Source organism: Sphingobium sp. FW305-3-2-15-F-TSA7, from assembly GCF_058787155.1.
This window is the reverse complement of sequence record NZ_JBYSZM010000024.1, coordinates 40,241-63,371: the sequence shown is the minus strand read 5'-3', so window position 1 is coordinate 63,371 and position 23,131 is coordinate 40,241. Positions and strand designations below refer to the sequence as shown.

At 66.0% G+C, this 23,131-nt stretch carries 20 protein-coding genes; 10 read left to right on the top strand and 10 right to left on the bottom strand.

Annotated features, from left to right (window positions below; genetic code table 11):
- Positions 1 to 96 precede the first annotated feature (96 nt).
- The gene (locus AC3WN8_RS18750) at positions 97 to 225 is read left to right on the top strand and encodes a hypothetical protein (RefSeq protein WP_492670995.1); all 129 of its coding nucleotides are present in this window, start codon (positions 97 to 99) and stop codon (positions 223 to 225) included.
- Positions 203 to 430 (top strand): hypothetical protein, encoded by a 228-nt coding sequence (locus AC3WN8_RS18745; protein ID WP_492670994.1) that lies wholly within the window; start codon positions 203 to 205, stop codon positions 428 to 430. The genes AC3WN8_RS18750 and AC3WN8_RS18745 overlap by 23 nt, the downstream gene beginning before the upstream one ends.
- Positions 431 to 539: 109 nt before the next feature.
- Here AC3WN8_RS18745 and AC3WN8_RS18740 read toward each other — a convergent pair whose 3' ends face one another.
- From AC3WN8_RS18740 to AC3WN8_RS18730, 3 genes are all read right to left on the bottom strand, one after another.
- The gene (locus AC3WN8_RS18740) at positions 540 to 2,141 is read right to left on the bottom strand and encodes a putative bifunctional diguanylate cyclase/phosphodiesterase (protein WP_492670993.1); all 1,602 of its coding nucleotides are present in this window, start codon (positions 2,139 to 2,141) and stop codon (positions 540 to 542) included.
- Positions 2,142 to 2,333: 192 nt separating this feature from the next.
- Positions 2,334 to 2,756, bottom strand: coding sequence for a VOC family protein (locus AC3WN8_RS18735; protein ID WP_492670992.1), 423 nt, complete (start codon positions 2,754 to 2,756; stop codon positions 2,334 to 2,336).
- A gap of 267 nt (positions 2,757 to 3,023) precedes the next feature.
- The gene (locus tag AC3WN8_RS18730; protein WP_492670991.1) at positions 3,024 to 3,725 is read right to left on the bottom strand and encodes an arylesterase; all 702 of its coding nucleotides are present in this window, start codon (positions 3,723 to 3,725) and stop codon (positions 3,024 to 3,026) included.
- 17 nt (positions 3,726 to 3,742) lie between these two features.
- Here AC3WN8_RS18730 and AC3WN8_RS18725 point away from each other — a divergent pair, with 17 nt between their 5' ends.
- Positions 3,743 to 4,444: an ABC transporter ATP-binding protein gene (locus AC3WN8_RS18725; protein ID WP_492670990.1), complete on the top strand. Its 702-nt coding sequence runs from the start codon at positions 3,743 to 3,745 to the stop codon at positions 4,442 to 4,444.
- A complete protein-coding gene (locus tag AC3WN8_RS18720; RefSeq protein WP_492670989.1) occupies positions 4,441 to 6,960 on the top strand; it encodes an ABC transporter permease in 2,520 nt (839 codons plus the stop codon). Before AC3WN8_RS18725 ends, AC3WN8_RS18720 begins: the two co-directional genes overlap by 4 nt.
- A gap of 119 nt (positions 6,961 to 7,079) precedes the next feature.
- Here the strand turns inward: AC3WN8_RS18720 and AC3WN8_RS18715 are convergent, their stop codons facing one another.
- The 5 genes from AC3WN8_RS18715 to AC3WN8_RS18695 are packed head-to-tail and all read right to left on the bottom strand — an operon-like array spanning position 7,080 to position 10,889.
- Complete coding sequence (locus AC3WN8_RS18715; protein ID WP_492670988.1) at positions 7,080 to 7,505, bottom strand: aconitase X swivel domain-containing protein; 426 nt, start codon at positions 7,503 to 7,505, stop codon at positions 7,080 to 7,082.
- On the bottom strand, positions 7,499 to 8,743 hold the full coding sequence (locus tag AC3WN8_RS18710; protein ID WP_492670987.1) for an aconitase X: 1,245 nt from the start codon (positions 8,741 to 8,743) through the stop codon (positions 7,499 to 7,501). The genes AC3WN8_RS18715 and AC3WN8_RS18710 overlap by 7 nt, the downstream gene beginning before the upstream one ends.
- Positions 8,743 to 9,642, bottom strand: coding sequence for a beta-keto acid cleavage family enzyme (locus tag AC3WN8_RS18705; RefSeq protein ID WP_492670986.1), 900 nt, complete (start codon positions 9,640 to 9,642; stop codon positions 8,743 to 8,745). Before AC3WN8_RS18705 ends, AC3WN8_RS18710 begins: the two co-directional genes overlap by 1 nt.
- 2 nt (positions 9,643 to 9,644) lie before the next feature.
- Complete coding sequence (locus AC3WN8_RS18700) at positions 9,645 to 10,403, bottom strand: SDR family oxidoreductase (RefSeq protein ID WP_492670985.1); 759 nt, start codon at positions 10,401 to 10,403, stop codon at positions 9,645 to 9,647.
- Positions 10,404 to 10,406: 3 nt separating this feature from the next.
- A complete protein-coding gene (locus AC3WN8_RS18695) occupies positions 10,407 to 10,889 on the bottom strand; it encodes an acyl-CoA thioesterase (RefSeq protein ID WP_492670984.1) in 483 nt (160 codons plus the stop codon).
- A 134-nt stretch (positions 10,890 to 11,023) separates the two neighbouring features.
- Here AC3WN8_RS18695 and AC3WN8_RS18690 point away from each other — a divergent pair, with 134 nt between their 5' ends.
- The 3 genes from AC3WN8_RS18690 (at position 11,024) to AC3WN8_RS18680 (ending at position 16,525) form a co-directional block, all read left to right on the top strand.
- The gene (locus tag AC3WN8_RS18690) at positions 11,024 to 13,153 is read left to right on the top strand and encodes a TonB-dependent receptor (RefSeq protein ID WP_492670983.1); all 2,130 of its coding nucleotides are present in this window, start codon (positions 11,024 to 11,026) and stop codon (positions 13,151 to 13,153) included.
- 79 nt (positions 13,154 to 13,232) lie between these two features.
- The gene (locus AC3WN8_RS18685) at positions 13,233 to 15,227 is read left to right on the top strand and encodes a prolyl oligopeptidase family serine peptidase (RefSeq protein WP_492670982.1); all 1,995 of its coding nucleotides are present in this window, start codon (positions 13,233 to 13,235) and stop codon (positions 15,225 to 15,227) included.
- A complete protein-coding gene (locus AC3WN8_RS18680) occupies positions 15,224 to 16,525 on the top strand; it encodes a spinster family MFS transporter (protein WP_492670981.1) in 1,302 nt (433 codons plus the stop codon). Before AC3WN8_RS18685 ends, AC3WN8_RS18680 begins: the two co-directional genes overlap by 4 nt.
- A 121-nt stretch (positions 16,526 to 16,646) precedes the next feature.
- Here the strand turns inward: AC3WN8_RS18680 and AC3WN8_RS18675 are convergent, their stop codons facing one another.
- On the bottom strand, positions 16,647 to 17,411 hold the full coding sequence (locus AC3WN8_RS18675) for a GntR family transcriptional regulator (RefSeq protein ID WP_492670980.1): 765 nt from the start codon (positions 17,409 to 17,411) through the stop codon (positions 16,647 to 16,649).
- A 17-nt stretch (positions 17,412 to 17,428) separates the two neighbouring features.
- Positions 17,429 to 18,634: an acetylornithine deacetylase gene (gene argE, locus AC3WN8_RS18670; protein WP_492670979.1), complete on the bottom strand. Its 1,206-nt coding sequence runs from the start codon at positions 18,632 to 18,634 to the stop codon at positions 17,429 to 17,431.
- Between the two features lie 155 nt (positions 18,635 to 18,789).
- Here argE and AC3WN8_RS18665 point away from each other — a divergent pair, with 155 nt between their 5' ends.
- The 3 genes from AC3WN8_RS18665 to AC3WN8_RS18655 are packed head-to-tail and all read left to right on the top strand — an operon-like array spanning position 18,790 to position 23,068.
- Complete coding sequence (locus tag AC3WN8_RS18665; RefSeq protein WP_492670978.1) at positions 18,790 to 20,139, top strand: peptide MFS transporter; 1,350 nt, start codon at positions 18,790 to 18,792, stop codon at positions 20,137 to 20,139.
- A complete protein-coding gene (locus AC3WN8_RS18660; protein ID WP_492670977.1) occupies positions 20,136 to 22,526 on the top strand; it encodes a penicillin acylase family protein in 2,391 nt (796 codons plus the stop codon). Before AC3WN8_RS18665 ends, AC3WN8_RS18660 begins: the two co-directional genes overlap by 4 nt.
- Positions 22,523 to 23,068 carry a GNAT family N-acetyltransferase gene (locus AC3WN8_RS18655; RefSeq protein ID WP_492670976.1) on the top strand — a complete coding sequence of 182 codons (546 nt, stop codon included), beginning with the start codon at positions 22,523 to 22,525 and terminating at the stop codon, positions 23,066 to 23,068. The genes AC3WN8_RS18660 and AC3WN8_RS18655 overlap by 4 nt, the downstream gene beginning before the upstream one ends.
- Positions 23,069 to 23,131 lie beyond the last annotated feature (63 nt).

Sequence of the window (23,131 nt, the reverse complement as noted above, 5' to 3'; positions counted from 1 at the left end):
CGGACCAGCTTGCGGCACCCCCGGCCGAAAGAACGCGATAACGATGTCGCAAGCTTTGATGTCGAACATGGTCCATCCACATGGCGGGAGATGCTCATGACCTCATATTCGCGATATGCCGGCTTCGCGGCGCTGGCGCTGCTCGCCGCGTGCGGCAAACCCGCGGCCGATCTCGACAATCAGGAAGTGGCGGCGACCGCCAATGCGGAAAAATGCCGAACATGACGCCGATGTCCGCGCCGGCGCGCTCGAAGAGCAAGCGGATCTTCTGAACGGCGAAGCGGTCCGGATCGGCGGCGCCCAAGGCAACGCGTTGGAGAACCGCGCCGCAGTGGATGAGAAAACGGCCGATGCGATCGTCAAAAGCGGCGAAGACAAAGCGCGGCAAATCGAGGACAAGAGCGAAGCGGCGCTCCAGAACAGGCAGTAATACCAAGGTGCAGGGATGCTGACGCATCCGCACCTTGGAACGCTCAAGCGCCGCGCGGGCTTCACCAAGCTGCGATGAGTCAGGCTCATCTCAGCTCGGTATAGCCCCGTCAGCGAACGTCGGCGGCACCCGCTTTTGCCGACCGGCGCGGCGACACTTCCGCCAGCACCTGCTCGGCCGTGAGCGCTCCGCCGAACAACCGGCCCTGCGCCTGATCGCATCCCTGCGCCTCGAGCGCGGCGCGCTGCTGCTCGGTGCCCACGCCATCGGCAATGACCTTGAGATCGAGCCCATGGGCAATGCCGATCATCGCCTTGATCATCACCGCCGCCTGACGATCATGCATCATCGCCGCAACGAAGCTGCGGTCGATCTTGACGCCATCGAGTTCCAACCGGCGGAAATTCTTGAGATCGGAATAGCCCGTGCCGAAATGGTCGGCGACGATCGCAATCCCGGCGCGGCGCAACGGCACCAGCAGCCGTTGGGCGTGCTCCGCATCGCGGACCAGTGCGCCTTCGTCGATCTCGAGCGTCAGGCGGTTCGGCGAAAAGCCGGTCTCGCCCAGCACGGTCAATATACGCAGCCCGAAATCCATGTCGGAGACCAATGCGCCGGGCAGGTTGAAACATAATCGAACATGATCGGGCCAGAGCCTGGCGGTCTCGCAGGCCGTGCGCAGCAAATGCTCGACGAGCGGCTGGAGCGCCCCGATCTCTTCGGCGATCGGCAGGAATCGCTCGGGCGCGAGTTGACCCAGGGTCGGATGGCGCCAGAAGGGCAGCACCTCGAACGCGCCAATTCGCCCATCGGTCTGTCCGGCGGGCTGGAAGCGAAGACCGAAAGCGTGGGTGTCCAGCCCTGCGAGCAGCGACCGTTCGAGTTCGTCGCGCTGCTGGAGGTGCGTGTCCATCCCGGCCTCGAAAAAGCGCACCGCCGATTTCGTCTCCGATTTTGCGCGATACAGCGCGACATCGGCCATGCGCAGCAATTCCTCTGCAGTGCCGGCATCCTGCGGTGCCAATGCGATGCCGATCGCCGTGCCGATCCGATGGCGTGTGGTGCCGATCACGATCGGCGCTGTCAGATTCTCGATGATCCGGCGCGCGATGCCCGTCGCACCGTCCGCGCCGGAAACGTTGCGTGCGATGATCGCGAACTCGTCGCCGCCCAGCCGCGCGACCAGATCGCCGTCGCGCACGGCACGCATCAGCCGCGCGCCGACATGGATCAGCACCTGGTCCCCGGTGGGATGGCCATGCAGATCGTTGATCTTCTTGAAACCGTTCAGATCGAGCAGCAGCATCGCATGCGCCTCGGGCGCGGCGGGAATCGTCGTCAGCGCCGATTTCAATGCATCGTCGAATTGGCGGCGATTGGGCAGGCCGGTCAGCGGATCCTGAAGCGCCAGCGTCAGCACCTCCTTTTCCGCGACGATGCGTCGCTCATTCTCGCGCTGATGCTCGCGCGCGCGGCGCCAAGTGTAGAAAAGCGTTGCAAGCATCACGATCGTGGTGAGGACCAGCAATTCGTCGAGTTCGAGCGTCTGTTCGCGTCGTGAGACCACTCCCTGGTTTTCGAAGATGTCGATTTCGAATGCGAACAGGCAGGCAACCGTCAGCAAGAGGACGATGAAGCCCAGATCGAAGATCTTCACGCGATGCCGCACCATGATCGCCACCAACCTGTTCCACATGCCTTGCCAGGCCATCGTCCAGACCCTCGAGTGTCGCGGTTCGCCAAATGTCGTCGCGGCCGATCGCCATGCACATCTTCGGCGAACCTTCCCGGGGACGGCGGCGATCATGATAGGATCGAAGAGTCTAAGATTTGGTATTGTCCGCAATATGCCGGAGGCCGGGCCGGCATTTGCGCCCGGCCTCCGGTCATCGTGCTGCGGCAATCAGAGCCCGAACGTCACCTTGCCCGAGGCATCGATCGTCCAGGCCGGATTCCACGCGATTTCCCAGCAATGATCGTCGGGATCGGTCACATAGCCACGGAAGCCGCCATGCGGTGGCGCATCGCCATCGCGCAGGATCATGCCGCCCGCCTCTGCCAGCCGATTGAGCAGCGGCTGCACGTCTGCGGCCGTCGCGACATTGTGCGCCAGCGCGAAGGCGCCGGGGCGGACAAGGCCGCTGCGCTGCATATCCGCCTCCAGCGATCCTTGTTGCCAGGTACCGAGCATCAGGCCGTTCATCTGGTAGAAGATGATCTCGTCATTCTCGAAGACCGGATTCCACCCGAAACCATCGACATAGAAGCGGCGCGATCGTGCCAGATCGGCAATGCCCAAAGTGATGACGGAAATCTGCTGTTGCATCGTCCACGCTCCTTTTCTCGCCCACGCACCATGCGTGAACGTTCAAGGCCGCGGGACTCGTCGCGTCTGCAACGGACAGACCCGTCCCAGAGTCGATCCGGTTCGGATCGCCTCCAGGTTATCCAGTTTGTCGTGGTTCCCGAGCCGGCAGGTGTTGCCACCTGCCTCGGAACCACTCTGGAACGGGGGCCGGGCTAACCACACCGACCTGCCTTTTTCGACGCGGAGAGCATAGCGTGGCAGCTCCGCGATCGAAACCGGATCGGCTCAATCGCCCAGCGCGCCCGCGACGACCGGCGCCACTTTCCCGACGATCCGATCGATGCCCTGCGGATTGGGGTGGATATGATCGGGCAGCATCAGCGCCGGCGTGCCGACCACCCCGTCGAGGAAGAAGGGATAGAGCGTCGCGCCATAGCGCTTGGCGAGGTCGGGATAGATGCTGTTGAACGAGCCCGCATAGTCCGCCCCCATATTGGGCGCCGCGAGCATGCCGGTGAGCATGATCGCAATGCCGCGCTTCTTCAGTTCCTCGCAGATCCCGGTCAGGTTCGCGCGCGTCTGTTCGGGGTCGATGCCGCGCAACATGTCGTTACCGCCCAGCCCGACGATCACCAGATCGGGCTTGCGCGGCAAGCCGTCGAGCGTGAAGGCCAGCCGGGCGAGCCCGGCGGCGCTGGTATCGCCCGAGACGCCGGCATTGTGGACGGTCGCCGCGATTCCGTCGGCCGCCAGCGCCTTTTGCAGGTCGGCGGGAAAGCTTTCCTGCGGAAGCACGCCGTAACCGGCATAGAGGCTGTCGCCGAAGGCAACGACCAGCTTGCCGCCGTCTTCCGTCGCATTCGACGCCGGTGCCGTTGCATTGGCGTCGGCAGTCACCAAATTGCCTGCGGGCGGTTCGGACGTGCAGGCCACGAGCGAGTGGACGAGCAGCGCTGCGACCGCATAGTGGGGAAACTTCAACGACAAGGGCGCGCGCTCCAGCAATGACGATCGATACCGATGCCACCGATATCGCAATCCGCGCGCGCAATGTCACGCTGACGCTGGGATCGAAGGAAACGCCCGTCGAAATCCTCAAGGGGATCGACCTGGATATTGCGCGCGGGCAGAGCGTCGCGATCCTGGGGCCATCGGGATCGGGCAAATCATCGCTCATGGCGATCCTCTCCGGGCTGGAGCGCGCCAGCGACGGCGAGGTGACGGTGGCAGGCATCGGCTATCGCGCACTCGACGAGGATGCGCTGGCACGGGCGCGGCGCGGTCGCGTCGGCATCGTCCTGCAATCCTTCCATCTGCTGCCGACGATGACGGCGCTGGAGAATGTCGCGGTGCCGCTGGAACTCGCCGGCGCCGCTGACGCCTTTGCGCGCGCGGCCGCCGAACTCGAAGCGGTCGGCCTCGGCCACCGGCTCAGCCATTATCCCGCCCAGCTTTCGGGCGGCGAGCAGCAACGCGTGGCGATTGCGCGCGCCGTCGCGCCGCGGCCGACGATCATCTTCGCCGATGAGCCCACCGGCAATCTCGACGGCCATACCAGCGACGCGATCGTCGACCTGCTGTTCGCGCGGCAAGCGGCGGCGGGCGCGACATTGGTGATCATCACGCACGATCCCGCGCTCGCCACGCGCTGCGATCGCGTGCTGGAGATGCGCGACGGCCTGATCGTGGCGGACCGCGCGGCATGACCCCGCTCGGCTGGGCCGCCTGCTGGCGGATCGCACGGCGCGATCTCCATGCGGGGTTTCGCGGGCTGAGGCTGCTGTTCGTCTGCCTGCTGCTCGGCGTCACCACATTGGCGGCGATCGGCAGTCTGACCGCGTCGATCACCGCCGAACTCGCCGCGCGCGGGCGCGTCATCCTGGGCGGCGACGTCGAGATCGCGATGACCCAGCGCGAGGCGAGCGCTGCGGAAAAGGCCGAATTCGGCAAATTGGGCCGACTCAGCGACACCATCCGCACGCGGGCGATGGCGCGCGGCCCCGGCACGGGCGGCGCGCCATCGGCCGTGCTTACCGAACTCAAGGGTGTCGATACCGTCTATCCGCTCTACGGCACGCTGCGGCTGGCGGATGGCACCGCCTACAAACCGCTCTCGCCCGACGAGATCCTGATCGACCAGGCCCTCTCCGATCGACTGCTCGTCCGCCCCGGCGGGACATTGCGCTATGGCGAGGCCGAATTCCGCATCCACGGGCTGATCGCCGAGGAGCCCGATCGCGTCGGCGAGGGCTTCACGCTCGGCCCAGTCGCGATCGTCTCGCTCGAGGGTCTTCGCCGCACCCAATTGCTCCAGCCCGGCAGCCTGTTCGAAAGCAAATACCGGCTGCGCCTGTCCGCCGGCCGCGATCCCGCCGAAACGGTCGATGCGCTGGAGGCAAGCCATCCTTCCGCCGGCTGGGAATATAAGGATCGCGACCGCGCCGCGCCGGGCGCCAGCCGCTTCTTCGAACGGATGGGCCAGTTCCTGTCGCTCATCGGCCTCGCCGCGCTCGTCATCGCAGGGATCGGGGTCAGCAACGGCGTCGCATCCTATCTGACGCTCAAGCGCAGCGGGATCGCCACGCTCAAGATCCTGGGCGCGACATCGGTGGATATCGCGCGCATCTATCTGATGCAGATCGGCGCGGTCGCGCTGCTCGCGATCGGCTGCGGCCTCGCGCTCGGCGCGATCCTGCCGATCGCAATCGTCACGCTGGCGCAGGATCTGCTGCCCGTCCGGCCCGGTATCGCGGTCTATCCGCTGCCGCTCGCCACCAGCGCCGCCTATGGCGCGCTGATCGCGCTCGCCTTCGCGCTGCCACCGCTCGCCCGCGCGCGGACATTGCCCGCCGCCGCCCTGTTCCGCGCCGCCGTCGACGATGCCGCCCGGATCGATCGCCGCACCCTCGCCTGGGTCGCGCTGCTCGCCGCGCTCGTCGTCGCGCTGGCGACGGGTACCGCGCGCGAGCCGCTGTTCGCGGCGGTCGTGCTGGCCTCGGTCGGCGCGGTGCTGCTGCTGCTGCTTGGCATCGGGTGGGCGATCCGGCGCGTGTCGCAGCGCCTGCCGCGCCCGAAACGGCCGCTGCTGCGGCTGGCGCTCGCCAATCTTCATCGCCCCGGCGCGCAGACCGTCGCGCTGGTCATCGCGCTCGGCCTGGCCCTCACCCTGTTCGTGACGCTCGCGGGCATCGAGACCAGCCTGAATGCGGAGATCACCCGCACCGTCCCCGAAAAGGCGCCCAACCAGTTCGTGCTCGATATCCCCTCGGGCGAACGTGCGCGCTTCGAGGGGGTGATCCGGCGCGAGGCGCCGGAGGCCGAGATGAACATCGTGCCCTCGATGCGCGGCACGATCGTCGCCTATGGCGGCCAGCGCGTCGCCGATCTCGCCGAACTGCCCGAGGGCGCCTGGTTCCTGCGCGGCGAACGCGGCGTGACCTATAGCGAAAGCCTGCCGCAGGGCAGCGAACTGGTCGAGGGCCGCTGGTGGCCCAAGGGCTATGCGGGGCCGCCGCTCGTCTCGCTCGATCGCGAGGCCGCGACGATCATGAAGGTCGGGGTCGGCGACACGCTGATCGTCAGCGTGCTCGGCCGCGAGATCGAGGCCAGGATCGCCTCGCTACGCGAGGTCCATTGGGACACGATGGGCTTCAACTATATCCTCGTCTTCTCGCCCAGCGCGCTCGCGGGCGCGCCGCACAGCCTGACCGCGACGATCAGCATGGACAAAGGCCATGACGGCCCGGTCTCGCGCGCGCTGCTCGCCGCTTTCCCCTCCGCCTCGATCATCGCGGTCAGCGAGGTGATCGGGCAGGTCCGCACCATCCTGGACCAGATGGCGACCGCGATCCTGCTGTCGGCCTCGGTCGCGATCCTGGCGGGTATCGCGGTGCTGGTCGGCGCGATCGCCGCCTCGCGCCAGGCGCGCAGCTATGACAGCGTCATCCTGAAGACGCTGGGCGCGACGCGCGGGCAGATATTGGCGGCGCAGGCGATGGAATATGGCCTGCTGGCGGCGCTGCTCGCCTCGGTCTCGCTCGGCCTGGGCATCGCAGCCGCCTGGTATGTGATCGTGCGGGTGTTCGAATTCGGCTGGGCGCCGGACTGGTGGGTCGTGCTCGGCACGCTGGGCGCCGGCGCGGTGCTCACGCTCGGCATCGGCCTGCTCGGATCGCTGCCGCTGATGTCGGTTCGGCCGGCACAGGCGCTGCGGCGGCTGTAGCGTCCACCCTCTCTCCCTTGTCATTCCCGCGTATGCGGGAATCTAGCTTCTTCTTCTTTTCCTGAAACTGCATGGAAAAGCTGGATTCCCGCGTGCGCGGGAATGACAGGAAGGGATCTTTAAGCAGGATCGATCATGATCCGGGCTTGATTGCCTTCCGTCTCGATCGACAGCGCCGCTCCATCCACGAGCACGGGCCAGGCCTCCGCCTCGATCACGATCAACGGAATCTCGATTCCATAGAGGTCCGCCGCGACGAGCGCGCCGATCGTCAGGATCGGATCGTGCAGCCCCAGGATCAGCGCGGCGGGCGCGACGCCGGCGCGCGCGGCCTCGACCAGCGCGCTCGACGAGGACGAGGATCCCCGTGCGCTGCGCATCGCGACGATGCGCCCCGCGATCGCCAGCCCGCATTGCGGATGCGTCCGGTCGATGATCGCGCCCGTCCGCAGATCGAGCCCGCCCCACAGGCTGAGCGGCTCGTCGAGCAACAGCAGCGGCCCGGCGGCCCGGCCCGGCGTCAATGCCCGTGCAGCGATCAGCATGGCGGCGCGACCCGGCCGAGTTCGGCCGAGCGGATGCAGCGTTCGAGCGTCATCAGCCCCACACGCCGCTGAAGATTGCCGGGGCCGTAATGCGCATATTTGGCGGAGGTCGTCAGGATCGCGCCCTGGGTGTTGCGGACGACAGGCGCCAGATAGGTGCAGGTATCGACGACGATGCGCGCGTCGAAACGGCGCAGCGGGGCGAAGGCCGGATCATGTTCCACCGCCGCCGCGATCTCGCGCGAGGTCGAGACATAAAGGGCAACGCCTTCGGCCGGGCTACGCCCGCCGAGCGCCGCGTTCAATATCCGGAATTCGTCGAGCGAATAATGCGGCGTGCCCAGGCAGACCGCCGCCACCGCCTCCCCCTCTGCCACCGGACACAGCCGGGAGACGGCGTCGTGGAGGTCGGCGGCTACGATCTCGATCTCCGGAAGCGGCGCTTGCGCGGCCTGTTCGGCCGCCCATTCGGCTTCGGGCGTCACCCCTTCGGCATGGAACAGCGCGAGCGAGCCCGACGATGCGCCTGCAGCGCCCAGCGCCTTCAGTTCATCCTCCGTGGCGTCGCCCGGAACGCCCCTCACCAACGGAACCAGGCCCGGCGCCCGCTGGCCGATCACATAGCCGAGCGCCGCGAAATACAGGTCGCGCGGCAGCCCGGCCGCCTCCGGCCCCGGAACGCCGACGATGCGTTGCGGCCTGCGATTCTCGTCGCGATGAAGCCCGGCAAGCGGCACCCGCCCGGTCAGTGCGGCGCACAGATCGGTGAAATCGCCATAGCGATCGGTGCGCGCGCCGAGCACCGAGTTCACGAAGACGATCGCGTTCGATTCGGCCCAGGCGACATGCTCGCCCGGCCGGGGGCGGACCATGCGCTGATAGGGCGCGCAGGTCAGCGTCGCGATGCAGCCGAGCCGTTCGTGCAGCTCGGTCAATTCCCGCTGCGCGTCGAGCAGTTCGGGTGGGCCGCAATGCCAGCCGGGATGGACGACATCGACCGCCGCGACGTTGAGCGTCGTCGGCACGCGCACCCGCCCGCCCAGATCGACGAAGCGGCGCGCGAAATCGGTGCTGGACGGGCCATGATACAGGCAGCCGTCGATATGCGCGGATTCGATCGACACGAAACAGGGTGCGCCGCCCGCTTCGCCATAGCGGACAAGCATCGCCATCGCGCGCGCCGCCGCCGCGCCATGATCGCCGCCCAGCAGCGCACGGTCGACCGGCTCCAGTTCCATCAGCCAGGCTGCCGCAATTTCAGGATCTCGCGCGTCTCGGCGGGCGTGGCGACGCTGTAGCCGCCAATGGAATTGACGATCGAATAGGCGCGCTCCACCAACTGGCCGTTGGTCGCCCATACGCCGCGCGACATATAGAGATTATCCTCCAGCCCGACGCGGATATTGCCGCCCAGCAGCAACGTCTGCGCCAGCATCGGCATTTGTTCTCGGCCGATGCCGAAAGCGCCCCAATGCGTGCCAGGCGTCATCAGGCCGCGCTGATAGAGGATGGTGTCCACGCCATGCGGCGCCGCCCATTGCACGCCCAGCACCATCTGCATCATCGGTGGCCCGTCGATCAGCCCCTCCTCGACCAGCTTGTTGCCGAACAGGATATCGCCCGCGCCGAACACTTCCAGTTCGGGTTTCACCCCCGCCGCCTTGAACCGCTTGGCCATCGCGCGCAGCGTGTGGGTGGGGCTGAAATAGATATATTCGGTCGGCCCCTCGACCTGGTTGTTGGTGACGATGTCGAGCGTCGCGATCTCGGGCAGCAATTCCTCGACATGCGCGACGCGCTCATCGACGCCGACCACGTCGCTGCCCGGCAACATATGCCCTTCCCGCTCCGGATCGGGCAGGAAATAGGCACCCATGCCGCAGGTCAGGTTGAGCACGATATCAGTGCCCGTCTGGCGGACCCGATCGACCACCTCGCGGAAATGCGCGCGATCGCGATTGCCCTGGCCGGTTTCCGGATCGCGGACATGGATATGGACGATGCTGGCCCCGGCTGAGGCCGCCTCGATGCAGGCGTCGGCGATCTGCTCCGGCGTGATCGGCATCGATGGATGCTTGGGGTTGAAGGGCGCGCCGCCGGTGACCGCGCAGGTGAGGATCGTCTTGTTGCCGCTCATGCTTATTCTTCCCATTCCATATTGCCGCTGACGGCGATGGTCTCGCCGGTGATCTTCCGGCCCGCGTCCGAGGTGATGAATTCGACCATGTCGGCGAACTCGCTCAGCTCGACCTTGGTGCGCAGCGAGACATATTTGAGATAGTCGTTCTCGATGTCCTCGAAGCTGCGTCCGGTCGCGTCGACGTTGCGCTGGACGATGAAGCGGAAGCGATCATTGTTGATGATGCCGGGCAGGATCGCGTTGCAGCGGATGCCGAACGGCCCCAGTTCGCGCGCGCTGTTCTTCGTGAGCCCCTCGACCCCTGCCTTGGACGCGATATAGGGTGCGCGATACGGGATCCCGGTGCGCGTCGAGCAGGTCGAGAAATTGACGATCGACCCGCCGCCATTGGCCTTCAGCATCGGCACGGCGCGCTTCATGCAATAGAACATGCCGGACAGGTTGACGGCGATGGTCTTGTCCCACTCGTCCTCGTCGATCTCCTCGATCGGTGCGCGTGGCCCGGCCATGCCGACGACATTGACGAGGATCGACAGGTCGCCGATCGACGCACGGACATCGTCGAACAGCCGGTCGACATCGGCGCGGACACCGACATCGACGGCGCTGCCGCTCAATCCCGGATTGGCGTCGAGCGTCGCCTGCACCGCATCGGCGCGGATGTCGCAGATATGGACCTTATATCCCTTGCCCAGAAACCGTTCGGCGATGGCGCGGCCGACACTATCGCCCGCGCCGGTCACGAGGACTCGTTCCATAGTTTATGCTCCCAATGAAGATTGATCGGACGCCGCCGGAATCAGCAGCGTCTCGGCGATGGCCCGCACCGGATCGGACAAGGGGACCGACCGGCGCGCATCGAGGTCGAAACGGACGGTGACACCCTCCAGCACGGTGCAGATATGGTCGTCCGACCGTCGCATCACGATCGTGCGATGGCGAAGCGACGAACGCCCGATCGCCAGGATCCCCGATCGCAGGATCAGCAGATCGCCCGCGACCAGTTCGTGCAGATAGCGGATCTCGTGCGACACATCGGCCCAGCCGAGGCGATGCCCGTCCTCCAGCGCGGTCGTCGGCGCCAGCGTGCCGAGCAGATGGTACGCCGCATTGTCGAGCAGCGGCATCTGATGCTGCACCGACATGTGCCCCATCGAGTCGCAATGCCAGGGGAAGACGACGCCGCGAAACGTCTCGATCCCATCCCCTTTTGCGAATTCCACCACGCCTTCCGGCCCAGCCATGTTCTCAAATCCCTCTTGAAACCGCCGATAAACGCTGGGTTAGAGCGACGCGCTTGACTTGTCTACACAGATTATACAGATTGTGTTCACGAGAAATTCAACATCAATGAGCCGAAAAGGTGCAGGGGGATATGATGCGTAAGAAGCTGTCGACGGGATTGCGGTGCGGTGTGGCGATGGCGTTGCTGCCGCTGGCATGGGCGGTGCCGGCAAGCGCACAGACCGCCGACGCGGCGGACGAGGATACCGGCGAGATCGTCGTCACCGCACAGAAGCGTGAAGAGCGTCTGCAGAAGGTGCCGATCTCGGTCGCGGTCCTCGGCGGCGCGCAACTCGACGGCCAGACCACGGGCGGCGTCACCGACGCGCTGCGCAGCGTCGCGGGCGTTTCGATCACCAGCACCGCACAGGGAGGCGCGACCCAGCTCACCATCCGCGGCGTCGCCGCCAACGGCGCGACGCTCTCCGGATCGAGCACTGCCGCCTATTATATCGACTCGGTGCCCTTCGGCCTGGTGAAGTCCGCGATCCTGCCCGACACCAACGGCTTCGACATGCAGCGGATCGAGGTGCTGCGCGGGCCGCAGGGCACGCTCTATGGCGCCAACGCGCTGAACGGCGTCGTCCGCCTGCTGACCAACGACGCCAATCTCGACAAGTTCGAGTTGAAGACGCGTGCCGGCATATCTTCGACGCAGGACGGCGACGAAAGCTATCGCGGCGACATCGCGGTCAACATCCCGCTTGTCGAAGGCAAGCTGGCGGTGCGGCTGGTCGCGGGCTTCGAGAATGCGGGCGGCTGGATCGAGCAGCCGGCGCAGGGCATCAAGAACGCCAACGACACGCAATCGCGCAACGTGCGGCTGAAGATCAACGCGCAGCCGACTGAGGAGCTGAGCATCGGCCTGTCGGCCTGGATCTCACGCATCGATCAGGACGCGCCCAGCTATGCCAATGCCGCCGGCATCCAGCTCGCACCGGTGCCGATCCCGCAAAAGCTGAACTATGACGCGTTCAGCGCGAAGCTCGGCTATGAGCTGCCCGGCGTCACCATCACCAGCGCGACCAGCTATCTGAAATTCGTCAATCGCGGCTTGCGTGACTATAACACGCTCGGCCCCAGGCAGACGCTCTATTCGAACATCGAATCCGAGGTCTTCACCGAGGAACTGCTGCTCAATTCGAAAAGCGAGGGCAGCTGGCGCTGGTCTGCCGGCGCCTTCTACCGCGATGCGACCGACCTGCTGTACCAGACGCTGTTCGTGCTGCCCGCACCGATCAACACCAACGACAAGTCGCGTTCCTACGCGGTGTTCGGTCAGCTCACCAAGAGCTTCCTCGACGATACGCTCGAGCTGACCGGCGGCCTGCGCTATTTCAATGATCGCGTTTCGCAGATCGAGCGGACCCCGACCACGGGCAATCCCGCCCAGCCGCTGGCGCACCGCACTGAGACGTTCGACGCCGTCACGCCGCGCGTGGTGCTGACCTGGCTGCCCTCGCGCAGCTTCACCGCCTATGCATCCTATTCGCAGGGCTTCCGCAGCGGCTTCAACCAGAGCCCGACCGTGATCCGCACGGCGCCGACGCTGCCGCCGGTTCGCGCGGACAAGCTGTCCAACTACGAGATCGGCGCCAAGGGCAGCCTGCTTGGCGGCGTGCTGAACTTCGACGCGGCGCTTTATTATATCGACTGGAAGGACATTCAGCAGAATGTGAATCTGAACTTCATGGGCGCGCCGATCGCGGCGAGCGTCAACGGTTCGTCGGCCAGCGGCTTCGGCGTCGACCTGAGCGCGACCGTCCGTCCGGCCAGGGGGCTCGATTTCGGCGGCACGTTCAGCTGGAACGGCCTGAACCTCGACGCGGCGATCATCACCCAGACGGCCGCCGGCCCGGTGGTGCTGTTCCAGAAGGGCGAACGGCTGGCCTTCTCGCCCGAATATACCGCCAGCGCCTTTGCCGATTACGAATTCCCGATCGGCGGCGCGGGCCTGGAAGGGCAATTCTCGGGATCGGTGAATTATCGGTCCAAGATCCCCGGCCGCCTGCTCTCCGGCGGCGTATCGCGGCTGTTCATCAGCGACGCGCCATTCACCGCGCGCGCCAGCTTCGCGCTGAAATCGCCGGATAACTGGACCGCGACGCTGTTCATGGAGAATATCACCAACTGGAACGGCCGCTTGCAGCCGCCCAGCGATGTCAGCCTGGAATTCCGGACCCGGCCGCGTACCGTCGGCCTCCAGTTCGAATTCCATATCTGATCCTGTCGGGCGGCGGGCCTGCCGCCCGATGCGATAGGAACATGTGTTACGTGACGACGATCGAAAGACCTGGACCGGCATGATTGATGAGAATGAACTCGCCGCGATCCAGACGCGCGTCACCGATTATTTCGAAAAACTCTATCGGCCCGGCACCGCGCAGTTCCACGCGATCGTCCACGCGGTCGAGAATCCCGCGACGGGCGTGATCGCCTTTTCCGGGCCGGTCTATGAAGCCGATGGCGGTTTCCCGGTCACGCGGCTGGCGCTGCTCGGCACCGATGGCGCCGTGCGATTGCTGGGTGACGCGGGCGCCAACGATACCGATCCCAAATGGTCGCCTGACGGCGCGCAGCTTGCCTTTCTGTCGGATCGCGGACGCGGTGGCGGCAATTTCCAGCTTTTCCTGAGCGATGCCGACACGCCGGAAGTTCAGCTTGCCGGCCCCATCCTCGACGGCGAAGCGATCGAGAGTTTCGCCTGGTCCGCCGATGGCCGGCGCATCCTGATCCAGAGCGCGGATGCCGGCGCGGACGCTGCCGGATCGGCGAGCACCGCGCGCATCGGCAGCGCGGCGGTCGAGCGCCCATCCTGGATGCCGACGGTCGAAACCGGATCGCACGACACTCTGTGGCGCCGCGCCCGCATCTGGGACATCGCGTCGAACCGCCTGACCGAGATCGGCATCGCCGGCCAGAATGTCTGGGAAGCCGATTGGTGCGGCAGCGATGCGGTCGTCGCGATCCTTTCCTCCAGCCCCACCGAAGGCGGCTGGTACCAGACCGAGATCGGCATCGCGCCGGCCAGCGGCGGCGCGTTCGACCGTTTCGCCCGGCCCGATGTCGAACTCGCCAGGGTCTGCGGATCGCCCGACGGACGCACGATCGCCGTCATCGAGGGGCGTTTCCATCGCACCGTCGCGCTCGGCACGCTGACGCTTTACGATCGCATGACCGGCGAGCGGCGCCAGCCCATGATCGGCGCCGAAGTCTCGGCACTGGCATGGCGCGACAGCGCGCGCCTGTTCTTCGCGGGCTTCGCTGCGCCCGGAAGCGTCGCGGGCACGCATGATCTCTCCAGCGGCGAAACCGCGATCGAATGGCGGTCGCCGGGCACCGGCGGCCGGAAGGTTCCCGCAGCGACGCCCACGGGCCATGCCGGCGCGATCGTGCCCGGCCATGCATTCGATCGCTACGCCCATATCGTCCGCGTCGACGACGATGGCAGCGAGCAAGTGGTGCTCGATCTGGCGCATGACGGCGCGCGTGCGATCCTGGGTATGATGCAACCCGCCCAGGCAATACGCTGGCAGGGGCGCGACGGATTGGAGATATTCGGTTATCTCGCCCTGCCCGCCAATGTCGAACGGCCGCCTCTGGTCGTCTTCATCCATGGCGGCCCGTCGCACCTGTTCCGCGATTCCTGGAGTTTCGACAATCCGCTCGCCGCCTTGCTCGTCAGTTCGGGCTATGCGGTGCTCTTTCCCAATCCGCGCGGCAGTTCGGGGCGCGGGCTCGATTTCGCGTCGCGCGTGATCGACGACATGGCCGGCGAGGATGCGCATGACATTCTCGCAGGGCTGGACCACGTCATTGCCAATCACGACGTCGATCCCGGCCGGCTGTTCGTCACCGGGGGCAGCTATGGCGGTTTCATGACCTGCTGGCTGGTCGGCCAGACCGACCGGTTCAAGGCCGCCTGCGCGATCGCGCCGCTCACCGACATGCGCAGCCAGTTCTTCACCGCCCATCATCCGGAATTCCTGTCGCTTTATTCGGGCGGCAATCCCTATGATGTCGGTGGCGTGTTCGACCAGCGCAGCCCGCTGGCGCATGCGAACATGGTGGTCACGCCGACAATGCTGGTCGCGGGCGAGCAGGACAAGACCACACCGTCGAGCCAGGCCGTGCAATATCACCATGCGCTGGTGCTGGGCGGCGTGCCGAGCGAGCTGGTGCTCTATCCCGAGGAAGGGCACGCCGCCGCGCGCTTCGAGGCGCAGATCGACCAGGGTATGCGCGTGCTGCGCTGGTTCCGCACCTGGGAGGGGCGCAACACCGGGCCGCGCCCGTGACGCCGGGCGCAGCAGCCCCCGAACAGGCCGCAACGACCGGGTCGTCGCATCTCTATTCGCCCGCGCGGCGCTGGTTCTTCCTCGCGATCCTGTTCCTGGTCGGCACGTCGAGTTCGGTCGACCGCGTCGTCATCTCGGTCCTGCTCGAACCGATCAAGCAGGAATTCGGGGTTTCCGACACCCAATTGGGGCTGCTCAGCGGCCTTTCCTTCGCATTACTCTATTCGATGCTCGGCCTGCCGATCGCGCGCTGGGCCGATCGCGGCGACCGCAAGCTGCTGATCACCGTCGCGATCAGCATCTGGAGCGCGATGACGATGCTGTGCGCGGCGGCCGGGAATTTCTGGCACCTGCTGCTCGCGCGCATCGGCGTCGGCGTGGGTGAGGCGGGCGCGACACCCCCGGCGCAGTCGCTGATCGTCGATTATTTTCCCGTATCCGCGCGCGCGCGCGCCATCGGCATCTTCGCGACCTCGGGCACCGCCGGCTATCTGATCGGCCTGTCGATCGGGTCGCAGATCGTCACCGCCTATGGCTGGCGCGCCACGCTGGTGGCGTTCGGCCTGCCCGGCCTGCTGATCGCGGCGATCGTCTATTTCCTGCTCGACGAGCCCCGCCGATCGGGCGCCGCATCGGCACCACGCGGCGCGACCGAGGCGTTCGGGGAGTCGATCCGCAACCTCAAGGCGAAACGCTCCTTCGTGCGGCTGCTGATCGGCTTCACTTTCTACAATTTCGCGGCTTATGGCTCGCTGGTCTTCGTGCCATCCTATCTGATCCGCGTGGTCGGCAGCCCGATCGCCGATGCCGGCCTCTATTACGGCCTGTCGTCGGGTGTTGCGGTCCTTATCGGAAGCCTCGCGGGCGGCATGGCATGCGACATGCTCGTGCGGCGCGACAAGAGGTGGATCGCCTGGTTCCCGGCACTCGGCTTCGGGCTGGCGGCGCTCCCCAACACGCTGATGTTCCTGATCGACGATCTCGGCTGGTTCCTGGTGGTCAGCACCTTTGGCGGCATCCTGCTCTATGCCTCGCTGCCCGCCGCCTTCGCCGCGGTCCATGCAGTGTGCGGCAGCGCGCGGCGCGCGACCGCGATCGCGCTGCTGCTGTTCTTCGGCAATTTGCTGGGCTTCGGGCTGGGCCCGGTGGTGACGGGCGCGCTCAGCGACATGTTCAGCGCATCCGTGGGGCCGACGGGGCTGCGCTACGCGCTGCTGCTGGTGATGGCGCTGACCGTCCCGACCGCGATCATGATGTTCAGCGCGGCCGGCGCGGTGCCAGGCGACCTGGAGGATTGAGGGGTAATCCGCAAACCCCAACGTCATTGCGAGCGTAGCGAAGCAATCCAGGGAAGCTTCAACCGCTGGATTGCTTCGTCGCTACGCTCCTCGCAATGACGATGGCAGAGTAGGATCAAACTTAAGAGCGCCGCCCGACCAGCGAGAAGTCCGCCGTCGACGTCCCCGCGATAAAGGTCTTCATCCGGTCGCGAAACTCGTCCGAATGCTGGTAGACCAGGTCTTCCGCCAGATCGGCATTGCCGCTGCGGATCGCCTCGATCATCTCGCGATGCTGTTCGACGACATCGTAGCTCGAAAGCTGGGCGTCGCTCTGCCGAAAGGCGAGCAGCGACAGCCGCATGACGCCGCGCAGCATTTTCGAGCAGTCGGCGGCGAGATATTTATTGCCGCACGCCTGGTTGATCGCGTCATGGAACGCCCAGTTCGCCTCGACGATCACGCGTGGATCCTCGGTCTCGCATGCGACGGCGAATTCGCGATTGCGTTGCTCCAGCTGCGCGATGTCCGCCGGCTGGCGCCGCAGCGCCGCCCAACGCGTCGTCGCGCGCTCATAAAGCTCAAGCGCTTCGAGCACCTGCGGTACCTGATCGAGATCGAGCGGCGCGACGCGTGCGCCGCGATTGGGCGCAAGCACGACCAGGCTGTCCGATGCCAGCCGGATCAGCGCTTCACGGATCGGCGTGCGTGAGAAACCGAGCTCGCGGCTGAACTGGACCTCATCGAGTTCAGTGTTCGGGGCCAGCTCGAGGCTCAATATCTGCTCGCGCAAAAGCGAATAGACTTTCTGTCCCGAAGACTGGCGCACGCCGTCGCCCGCCACGACATCGTCCAGACCGGCCTCGTCCGGATCGTTCACAGCCTTGGCGATCGTCTTCGTGCGCATTCCTGCCTGCCTTTCGTTCACCGCATCCCGACAAATGCAACAAGCCGGGTGATGAAGCGAGCCCCCGCTTCGATCTGGCTCAATTCGATGAACTCGTCCGGCCGATGTGCCTGGGATATCGATCCCGGGCCGCAGATGACAGTGGAAAGACCCGCCGCCTGGAATTGGCCGGCCTCCGCGCCATATGAAACCGCGGTTCCGGGCCCGTTCGCACCGCTCAGCATCGCCGACAATTGCTCGGCCGCCCCGCTCTGCTCGCGCCGCAGCGCCGGCACTTGCGCCAGACGGTTGATGGTGATGCCGGTGCCTTCGCCCTCGGCCTCGAGACGCGCATGCGCCCGCTCCACCGCACGCCAGAAGGGCTCCAGCACGGTTTCCGCCTCGCGGTCGGGGATGCAGCGCAGATCGAAGGTGAAACGGCATTCGCGCGCCAGGATGTTGGGCGCGGTGCCGCCATGGATCGTCCCCACGGTCAGAGTCGACCATTGCGGCTCGAAACGGGGGTCGCGATGATCGCGCCGCTCGGCGTCGGCGATTTCGACAAGCCTGGCCAGCAGATCGATCGCGATCATGTTCGCCGACACGCCTTCATGCACCAGGCTCGAATGCGCTTCCCGGCCGGTGACCACGACTTCGTAGAGATGGATGCTCTTGTGGCTGTTGACGATGTGCATGCTGGTCGGCTCGCCGATGATCGCAGCGATCGGGCTGTAACCGTCATCGACGATGTTGCGGATCAGATCGGGCGCGCCCAGGCAGCCGATTTCCTCGTCATAGGAAAAAGCGAGATGCACGGGGCGGGCGAGCGGTGCGCGCACGAGCAGCGGCACCGCCGCGAGCGCAAGCGCAAGAAAGCCCTTCATGTCGCTGGTGCCGCGGCCGTAGAGTCGGTCTCCGCGCCGGGTGAGCACGAACGGATCCGACGTCCAGGGCTGATCCTTCACCGGCACCACATCGGTATGCCCCGAAAGGACGATGCCGCCCGTCAGCCCATCACCAACGGTCGCGAGCAGATTGGCTTTCGAACCGTCGGCATTGGCGATGCGGCGCGACGCAACGCCATGATCGGCGAGATAGGCCTCGACATAGGCGATCAGCGCCAGATTGGATTCGGACGAAGTGGTGTCGAACGACACCAGCTGGGCAAGGATATCGATCGCATCGCGGACGATTTCGGACTCTGCCTGCAGGTCGATCGCTGGATCGACGGTTACCGACGGCATTGTGCGACAGCCCCGCCGGTGTTTGATAACGACATGAAACCCCTGTTCCGACGCGGCAACGCGTGCATTCAAAAACCTGTATACACATTGTATTTTTGAGGTACACAGTCAATAGATATTCGTCGCACGGCGCGACAGGGCGCTTTGGAGAAAGCATGGAACGCAACGGGGACACCGCCTTTTTCGGCCATCCACGGGGCCTGGCCTATCTCGCCTTCACCGAGGTGTGGGAGGGCTTTTCCTATTACGGAATGCAGGCGCTGCTGATGCTCTACATGGTCGGCCAGTTGCTGCAGCCGGGACATTTCGAGCGGGTGGCCGGGCTCGGGCAGTTGCGCGCGGGCCTGGAATCGATGGGCGGGCCGATGACCACCATCGCGCTCGCATCGCAGATCTTCGGCCTCTATGTCGGACTGGTCAACACGACGCCATTGCTCGGCGGTTGGCTGGGCGATCGCGTGCTCGGGCAGACACGCACGATCGTGCTCGGCGCGGTGTTGATGACGCTCGGCCACCTGTCGATGACATCCGAACGGCTGTTCCTGCTCGCACTGCTGCTGCTGGTGCTCGGCGCCGGCTTCATCAAGGGCAATATGGCGGTCCAGATCGGCCATATCTACGGCGCGGACGATCCCCGGCGGACACGGGGCTTCGGCATCTACATGCTCGTCCGCAATCTCGGCGCCCTGTCCGCCCCGCTGATCTGCGGCACGCTCGGCGAGACGCTGGGCTGGCATTATGGCTTCGGCGTCGCGGCGATCGCGATGGTCGCGGCGCTGATCATCTATCTGGCGGGCCGGCGCCATCTGCCGCCCGAACCGCCCGTGGCGCGCCTCCGCGTCGCACAGGCCCCGCTCACCCGCGACGACTGGCGCGCGATCCTGGGGCTGTTGCTGGCGTTCGTCCCGTTCCTGCTAATGTTCAGCGCGGTCTATCAGGCCTATACGCTGTTTCCGGTCTGGGCGACCGACCATGTCGACCGCCAGGCCTGGGGCCTCACCATCCCCGTCACCTGGATCTTCACCTTCGACGGTATCGCCACCATGATCGGCATCCTGCTCGGCGTCCGGCTGTGGCGGATGCTGGAAACGCATGGCCGCGAACCCGGCGATATCGCCAAGATCGCCGTCGGCTGCGCGATGGCGGGCACGGCATTCGCGATCCTGGCGCTGGGTGCGGCGGTCTCGACGGGGCAGGTTCCGCTTGCCTGGGTGCTCGCCTTTTTCGTGCTGCTCGATTTCAGCTTCATCTGGGGCGAGCCGCCGCTCAAGGCCTTCGTGTCGCGCCATGCGCCGCCCGCCAAGGCGACGATCATGATGAGCCTGGCGATCATGTCGATCGCACTTGCCAATTTCACCGTCGGCTGGCTTGGTCGCTTCTACGAAAGGATGGGGGCGCCGGAATTCTGGCTGCTGCATGCCGGAATCGCCATCGGGGGGCTGATCGCAGCCCTGATGCTGCGCCCGATCATCCATAAACTGGTTGAGAGGAGAGTGCCCGGATGATGCCTGCCCTGCCCCGGATTCGATCGATCGCGCTGATCGCCGCCGCCCTGCCGTCCATCGCCGCCGCCTCCGATGTGAAGCGCGACGACTGGGCCGTACGCGGCCTGCAGCAGCCCGCCGAGATCGTCGTCGATCGCTGGGGGCTGGCGCATATCTACGCGAAGAGCGAGCGCGACGCCTATTTCCTGCAGGGCTACAACGCCGCGCGCGATCGGCTGTGGCAGATCGACCTGTGGCGGAAACGCGGGCTTGGCCTGCTCTCCGCCAGCTTCGGCCCGACTTATGTGAAGCAGGATCGCGCCACCCGGCTTTTCCTCTATCGCGGCGAGATGGCCCATGAATGGACGCGCTACGCGCCGGGAAGCCGTGATCGCTACACCGCGTTCGCGGCCGGGGTGAACGCCTATGTCGACGAGGTGCTGGCCGGCACCAAGCCGATGCCGGTCGAATTCGGCATCACCGCCAGCCGCCCGGACCATTGGCAGGCCGACGACATCCTCCGCATCCGCAGCCATGCCCTGGTCTCCAACGCCAAGCAGGAAGTGCTGCGCGCGCGCGTCGCCTGCGCCGGCGGGCTCGAAGCCGACCGGCTGCGCGCCAAGCTTTCACCCGATCACGTGCCCGTCATGCCGCAGGGGCTCGATCCCTGCACGATCACGCCCGATGTGATGGACGATTATCTGCTCGCCACTGCCGAGGTGAGCTTTGCGCCCTCGTCGTCGACCACCGTGGCACGCCTGACCGATGCGGCGGACCCAAACACCGCCGACGGTTCGAACAACTGGGTGATCGCGTCGTCGCATTCGGCGACGGGGCGGCCGATCCTGGCCAATGATCCGCATCGCGCCTTCGGCGTGCCCAGCCTGCGTTATGTCGTCCATCTCGATGCGCCGGGGGTTTCGCTGATCGGTGCAGGGGAGCCCGCGATTCCGGGCGTGTCGTTCGGCCATAACGGCAAGGCCGCGTTCGGCCTGACCATCTTCGGCACCGACCAGGAAGATCTCTACGTCTACGAGACCAAGCCCGGCGACCCCGATTCCTATCGCTATCGCGGCCGCTGGGAGAAGATGAAGCTGGTGCGCGAAACCATTCCCGTGAAGGGCGGTGCACCGGTCGCGGTCGAGCTTCGCTACACACGGCACGGTCCGGTGCTGCGTCAGGATGCGAAGCAGAACCACGCCTTCGCGCTCAGGACGACATGGTCGGAACCCGGATCCTCGGGCTATGCCGCCGCGTCCTGGCTCGCGAATGCCGCCAACTGGAGCGATTTCCGCAAGGCGGCCGATCATTGGGGCACGCCGCCGCTCAACCTGATCTGGGCCGATCTCAGCGGCACGACGGGCTGGTCTGCCGCCGGCTTCGCACCGATCCGCGCCAATTGGGATGGGTTGCTGCCGGTGCCCGGCGACGGCCGCTACGAATGGCGCGGCATCAGCCGCCCCGCCGACCTGCCGCAGATCAAGGATCCCGCAAAGGGCTGGTTCGCCAGCGCCAACGAGATGAACTTCCCCGCCGGCTATTCGCCGCGTTCGCCGGTCAATTTCGAATGGAGCGATCGCAGCCGCATCGACCGCATCTCACAAGTAATCGCCGGCAAGCCACGCTTCTCGGTCGCGGATGCGATGGCGCTGCAGATGGATACCGGCAGCGGCATGGCGCAGCGCATGATCGCGCTGGCGGCGGCGCTCGAAGGCAATACGCCCGAAGCGCGCCAGGCGCTGGCGCTGATCAAGGCATGGGACGGCAATGTTGCGGCGGAAAGCGTACCGGCCGCGATCTACGAAAGCTGGCTGACCCAGCATCTTGGCCGCGTGATGGTCGACCGGATCGCTCCAGCACCCGCCCGCCCGATCATCGATCGCGGCTCACCCGACGCGCTGCTGTCGCTGCTGGAAACGCGCGATGCGATGCTCGGCGCCGATCCCGCCGCCGCCGCGAAATCGATGCTGATCGACAGTCTCGAAGCGACGCTCGCCGATCTGCGCCAGAAGCTGGGCCCGGATATCGCGACATGGCAATGGGGGCGGCTCCACACGCTCACGCTCAAGCCCGCAGTCGCCGCCCTCGCCGACGGGACGCTGCAAAGATCGATGACGATCGGGCCGGTGCCGGTCGGGGGATCCTCCACGACTCCTGCGATGACCGCTTATCGCGGCACCAGCTTCGCCGCCGTCCACGGCCCCTCGGTACGGCTGGTGATGGATGTGGGCGACTGGGACAAATCGATGTTCCTCAACATGCCCGGCCAGTCTGGTGACCCCAGCGATCCGCATTACAGCGATCTCCTGCCGGCGTGGAAAGACGGACGCTATGCCCCGCTTTCGTTCAGCCGGGCGGCGGTCAACCAGGCCGCCGAACGCGTGATCGCGCTCAAACCGGCGCCGTGATCCTCGCCGCCGCACCGGACGCGCTGTCGTCGCCGCGCCTGACATTGCGTCGTCCGGTCGCGGCCGATTTTCCGGATATCCTCGCACTCTGGTCCGATGCCGAATTGCTGCGTTTCATCGGCAAGCCGTGCTCGCGCGAAGAGGCGTGGACCCGGCTGCTCAAATATGCCGGTCATTGGTCGCTGTTCGGTTTCGGCTACTGGATGCTGCGCGAGGCGGAAACCGGCCGCTTCGTCGGCGAGATCGCGCTCGCCTATCAGCAGCGCACCGGCGTGCCGATGTCGGGTGAACAACCGGAAACCGGCTGGATGCTCGCGTCGAGCGCGCAGGGGCGCGGGCTTGCGGGCGAAGCGCTGACGGCGGTGCTTGACTGGGCCGACGCGCATCTGCCCGCCCGCTGCACAACCTGCCTGATCGATCCGGACAACACGCCGTCGATCCGGCTTGCCACCGCCCGGGGATATTATCGGATCGCCGAGATTCAGCTCAACGGCGCGACCACCGGCTTGTTCGAGCGGAGATCAGGAACGGTTGAATCCTGACTCGATCCAAAAACAAAGGGCCGGCAACGACATCACGCCGCGCCGGCCCTGTGTGACGGGGCA

What these genes read in the sequence shown, in the direction of transcription:
- AC3WN8_RS18750 (WP_492670995.1), top strand. Translation starts at nt 97, where the DNA reads ATGACCTCATATTCGCGATATGCCGGCTTCGCGGCGCTGGCGCTGCTC.
- AC3WN8_RS18745 (WP_492670994.1), top strand. Translation starts at nt 203, where the DNA reads ATGCGGAAAAATGCCGAACATGACGCCGATGTCCGCGCCGGCGCGCTC.
- AC3WN8_RS18740 (WP_492670993.1), bottom strand. Translation starts at nt 2,141, where the DNA reads ATGGCCTGGCAAGGCATGTGGAACAGGTTGGTGGCGATCATGGTGCGG.
- AC3WN8_RS18735 (WP_492670992.1), bottom strand. Translation starts at nt 2,756, where the DNA reads ATGCAACAGCAGATTTCCGTCATCACTTTGGGCATTGCCGATCTGGCA.
- AC3WN8_RS18725 (WP_492670990.1), top strand. Translation starts at nt 3,743, where the DNA reads ATGACGATCGATACCGATGCCACCGATATCGCAATCCGCGCGCGCAAT.
- AC3WN8_RS18720 (WP_492670989.1), top strand. Translation starts at nt 4,441, where the DNA reads ATGACCCCGCTCGGCTGGGCCGCCTGCTGGCGGATCGCACGGCGCGAT.
- AC3WN8_RS18715 (WP_492670988.1), bottom strand. Translation starts at nt 7,505, where the DNA reads ATGCTGATCGCTGCACGGGCATTGACGCCGGGCCGGGCCGCCGGGCCG.
- AC3WN8_RS18710 (WP_492670987.1), bottom strand. Translation starts at nt 8,743, where the DNA reads ATGGAACTGGAGCCGGTCGACCGTGCGCTGCTGGGCGGCGATCATGGC.
- AC3WN8_RS18705 (WP_492670986.1), bottom strand. Translation starts at nt 9,642, where the DNA reads ATGAGCGGCAACAAGACGATCCTCACCTGCGCGGTCACCGGCGGCGCG.
- AC3WN8_RS18700 (WP_492670985.1), bottom strand. Translation starts at nt 10,403, where the DNA reads ATGGAACGAGTCCTCGTGACCGGCGCGGGCGATAGTGTCGGCCGCGCC.
- AC3WN8_RS18695 (WP_492670984.1), bottom strand. Translation starts at nt 10,889, where the DNA reads ATGGCTGGGCCGGAAGGCGTGGTGGAATTCGCAAAAGGGGATGGGATC.
- AC3WN8_RS18690 (WP_492670983.1), top strand. Translation starts at nt 11,024, where the DNA reads ATGCGTAAGAAGCTGTCGACGGGATTGCGGTGCGGTGTGGCGATGGCG.
- AC3WN8_RS18685 (WP_492670982.1), top strand. Translation starts at nt 13,233, where the DNA reads ATGATTGATGAGAATGAACTCGCCGCGATCCAGACGCGCGTCACCGAT.
- AC3WN8_RS18675 (WP_492670980.1), bottom strand. Translation starts at nt 17,411, where the DNA reads ATGCGCACGAAGACGATCGCCAAGGCTGTGAACGATCCGGACGAGGCC.
- argE (WP_492670979.1), bottom strand. Translation starts at nt 18,634, where the DNA reads ATGCCGTCGGTAACCGTCGATCCAGCGATCGACCTGCAGGCAGAGTCC.
- AC3WN8_RS18665 (WP_492670978.1), top strand. Translation starts at nt 18,790, where the DNA reads ATGGAACGCAACGGGGACACCGCCTTTTTCGGCCATCCACGGGGCCTG.
- AC3WN8_RS18660 (WP_492670977.1), top strand. Translation starts at nt 20,136, where the DNA reads ATGATGCCTGCCCTGCCCCGGATTCGATCGATCGCGCTGATCGCCGCC.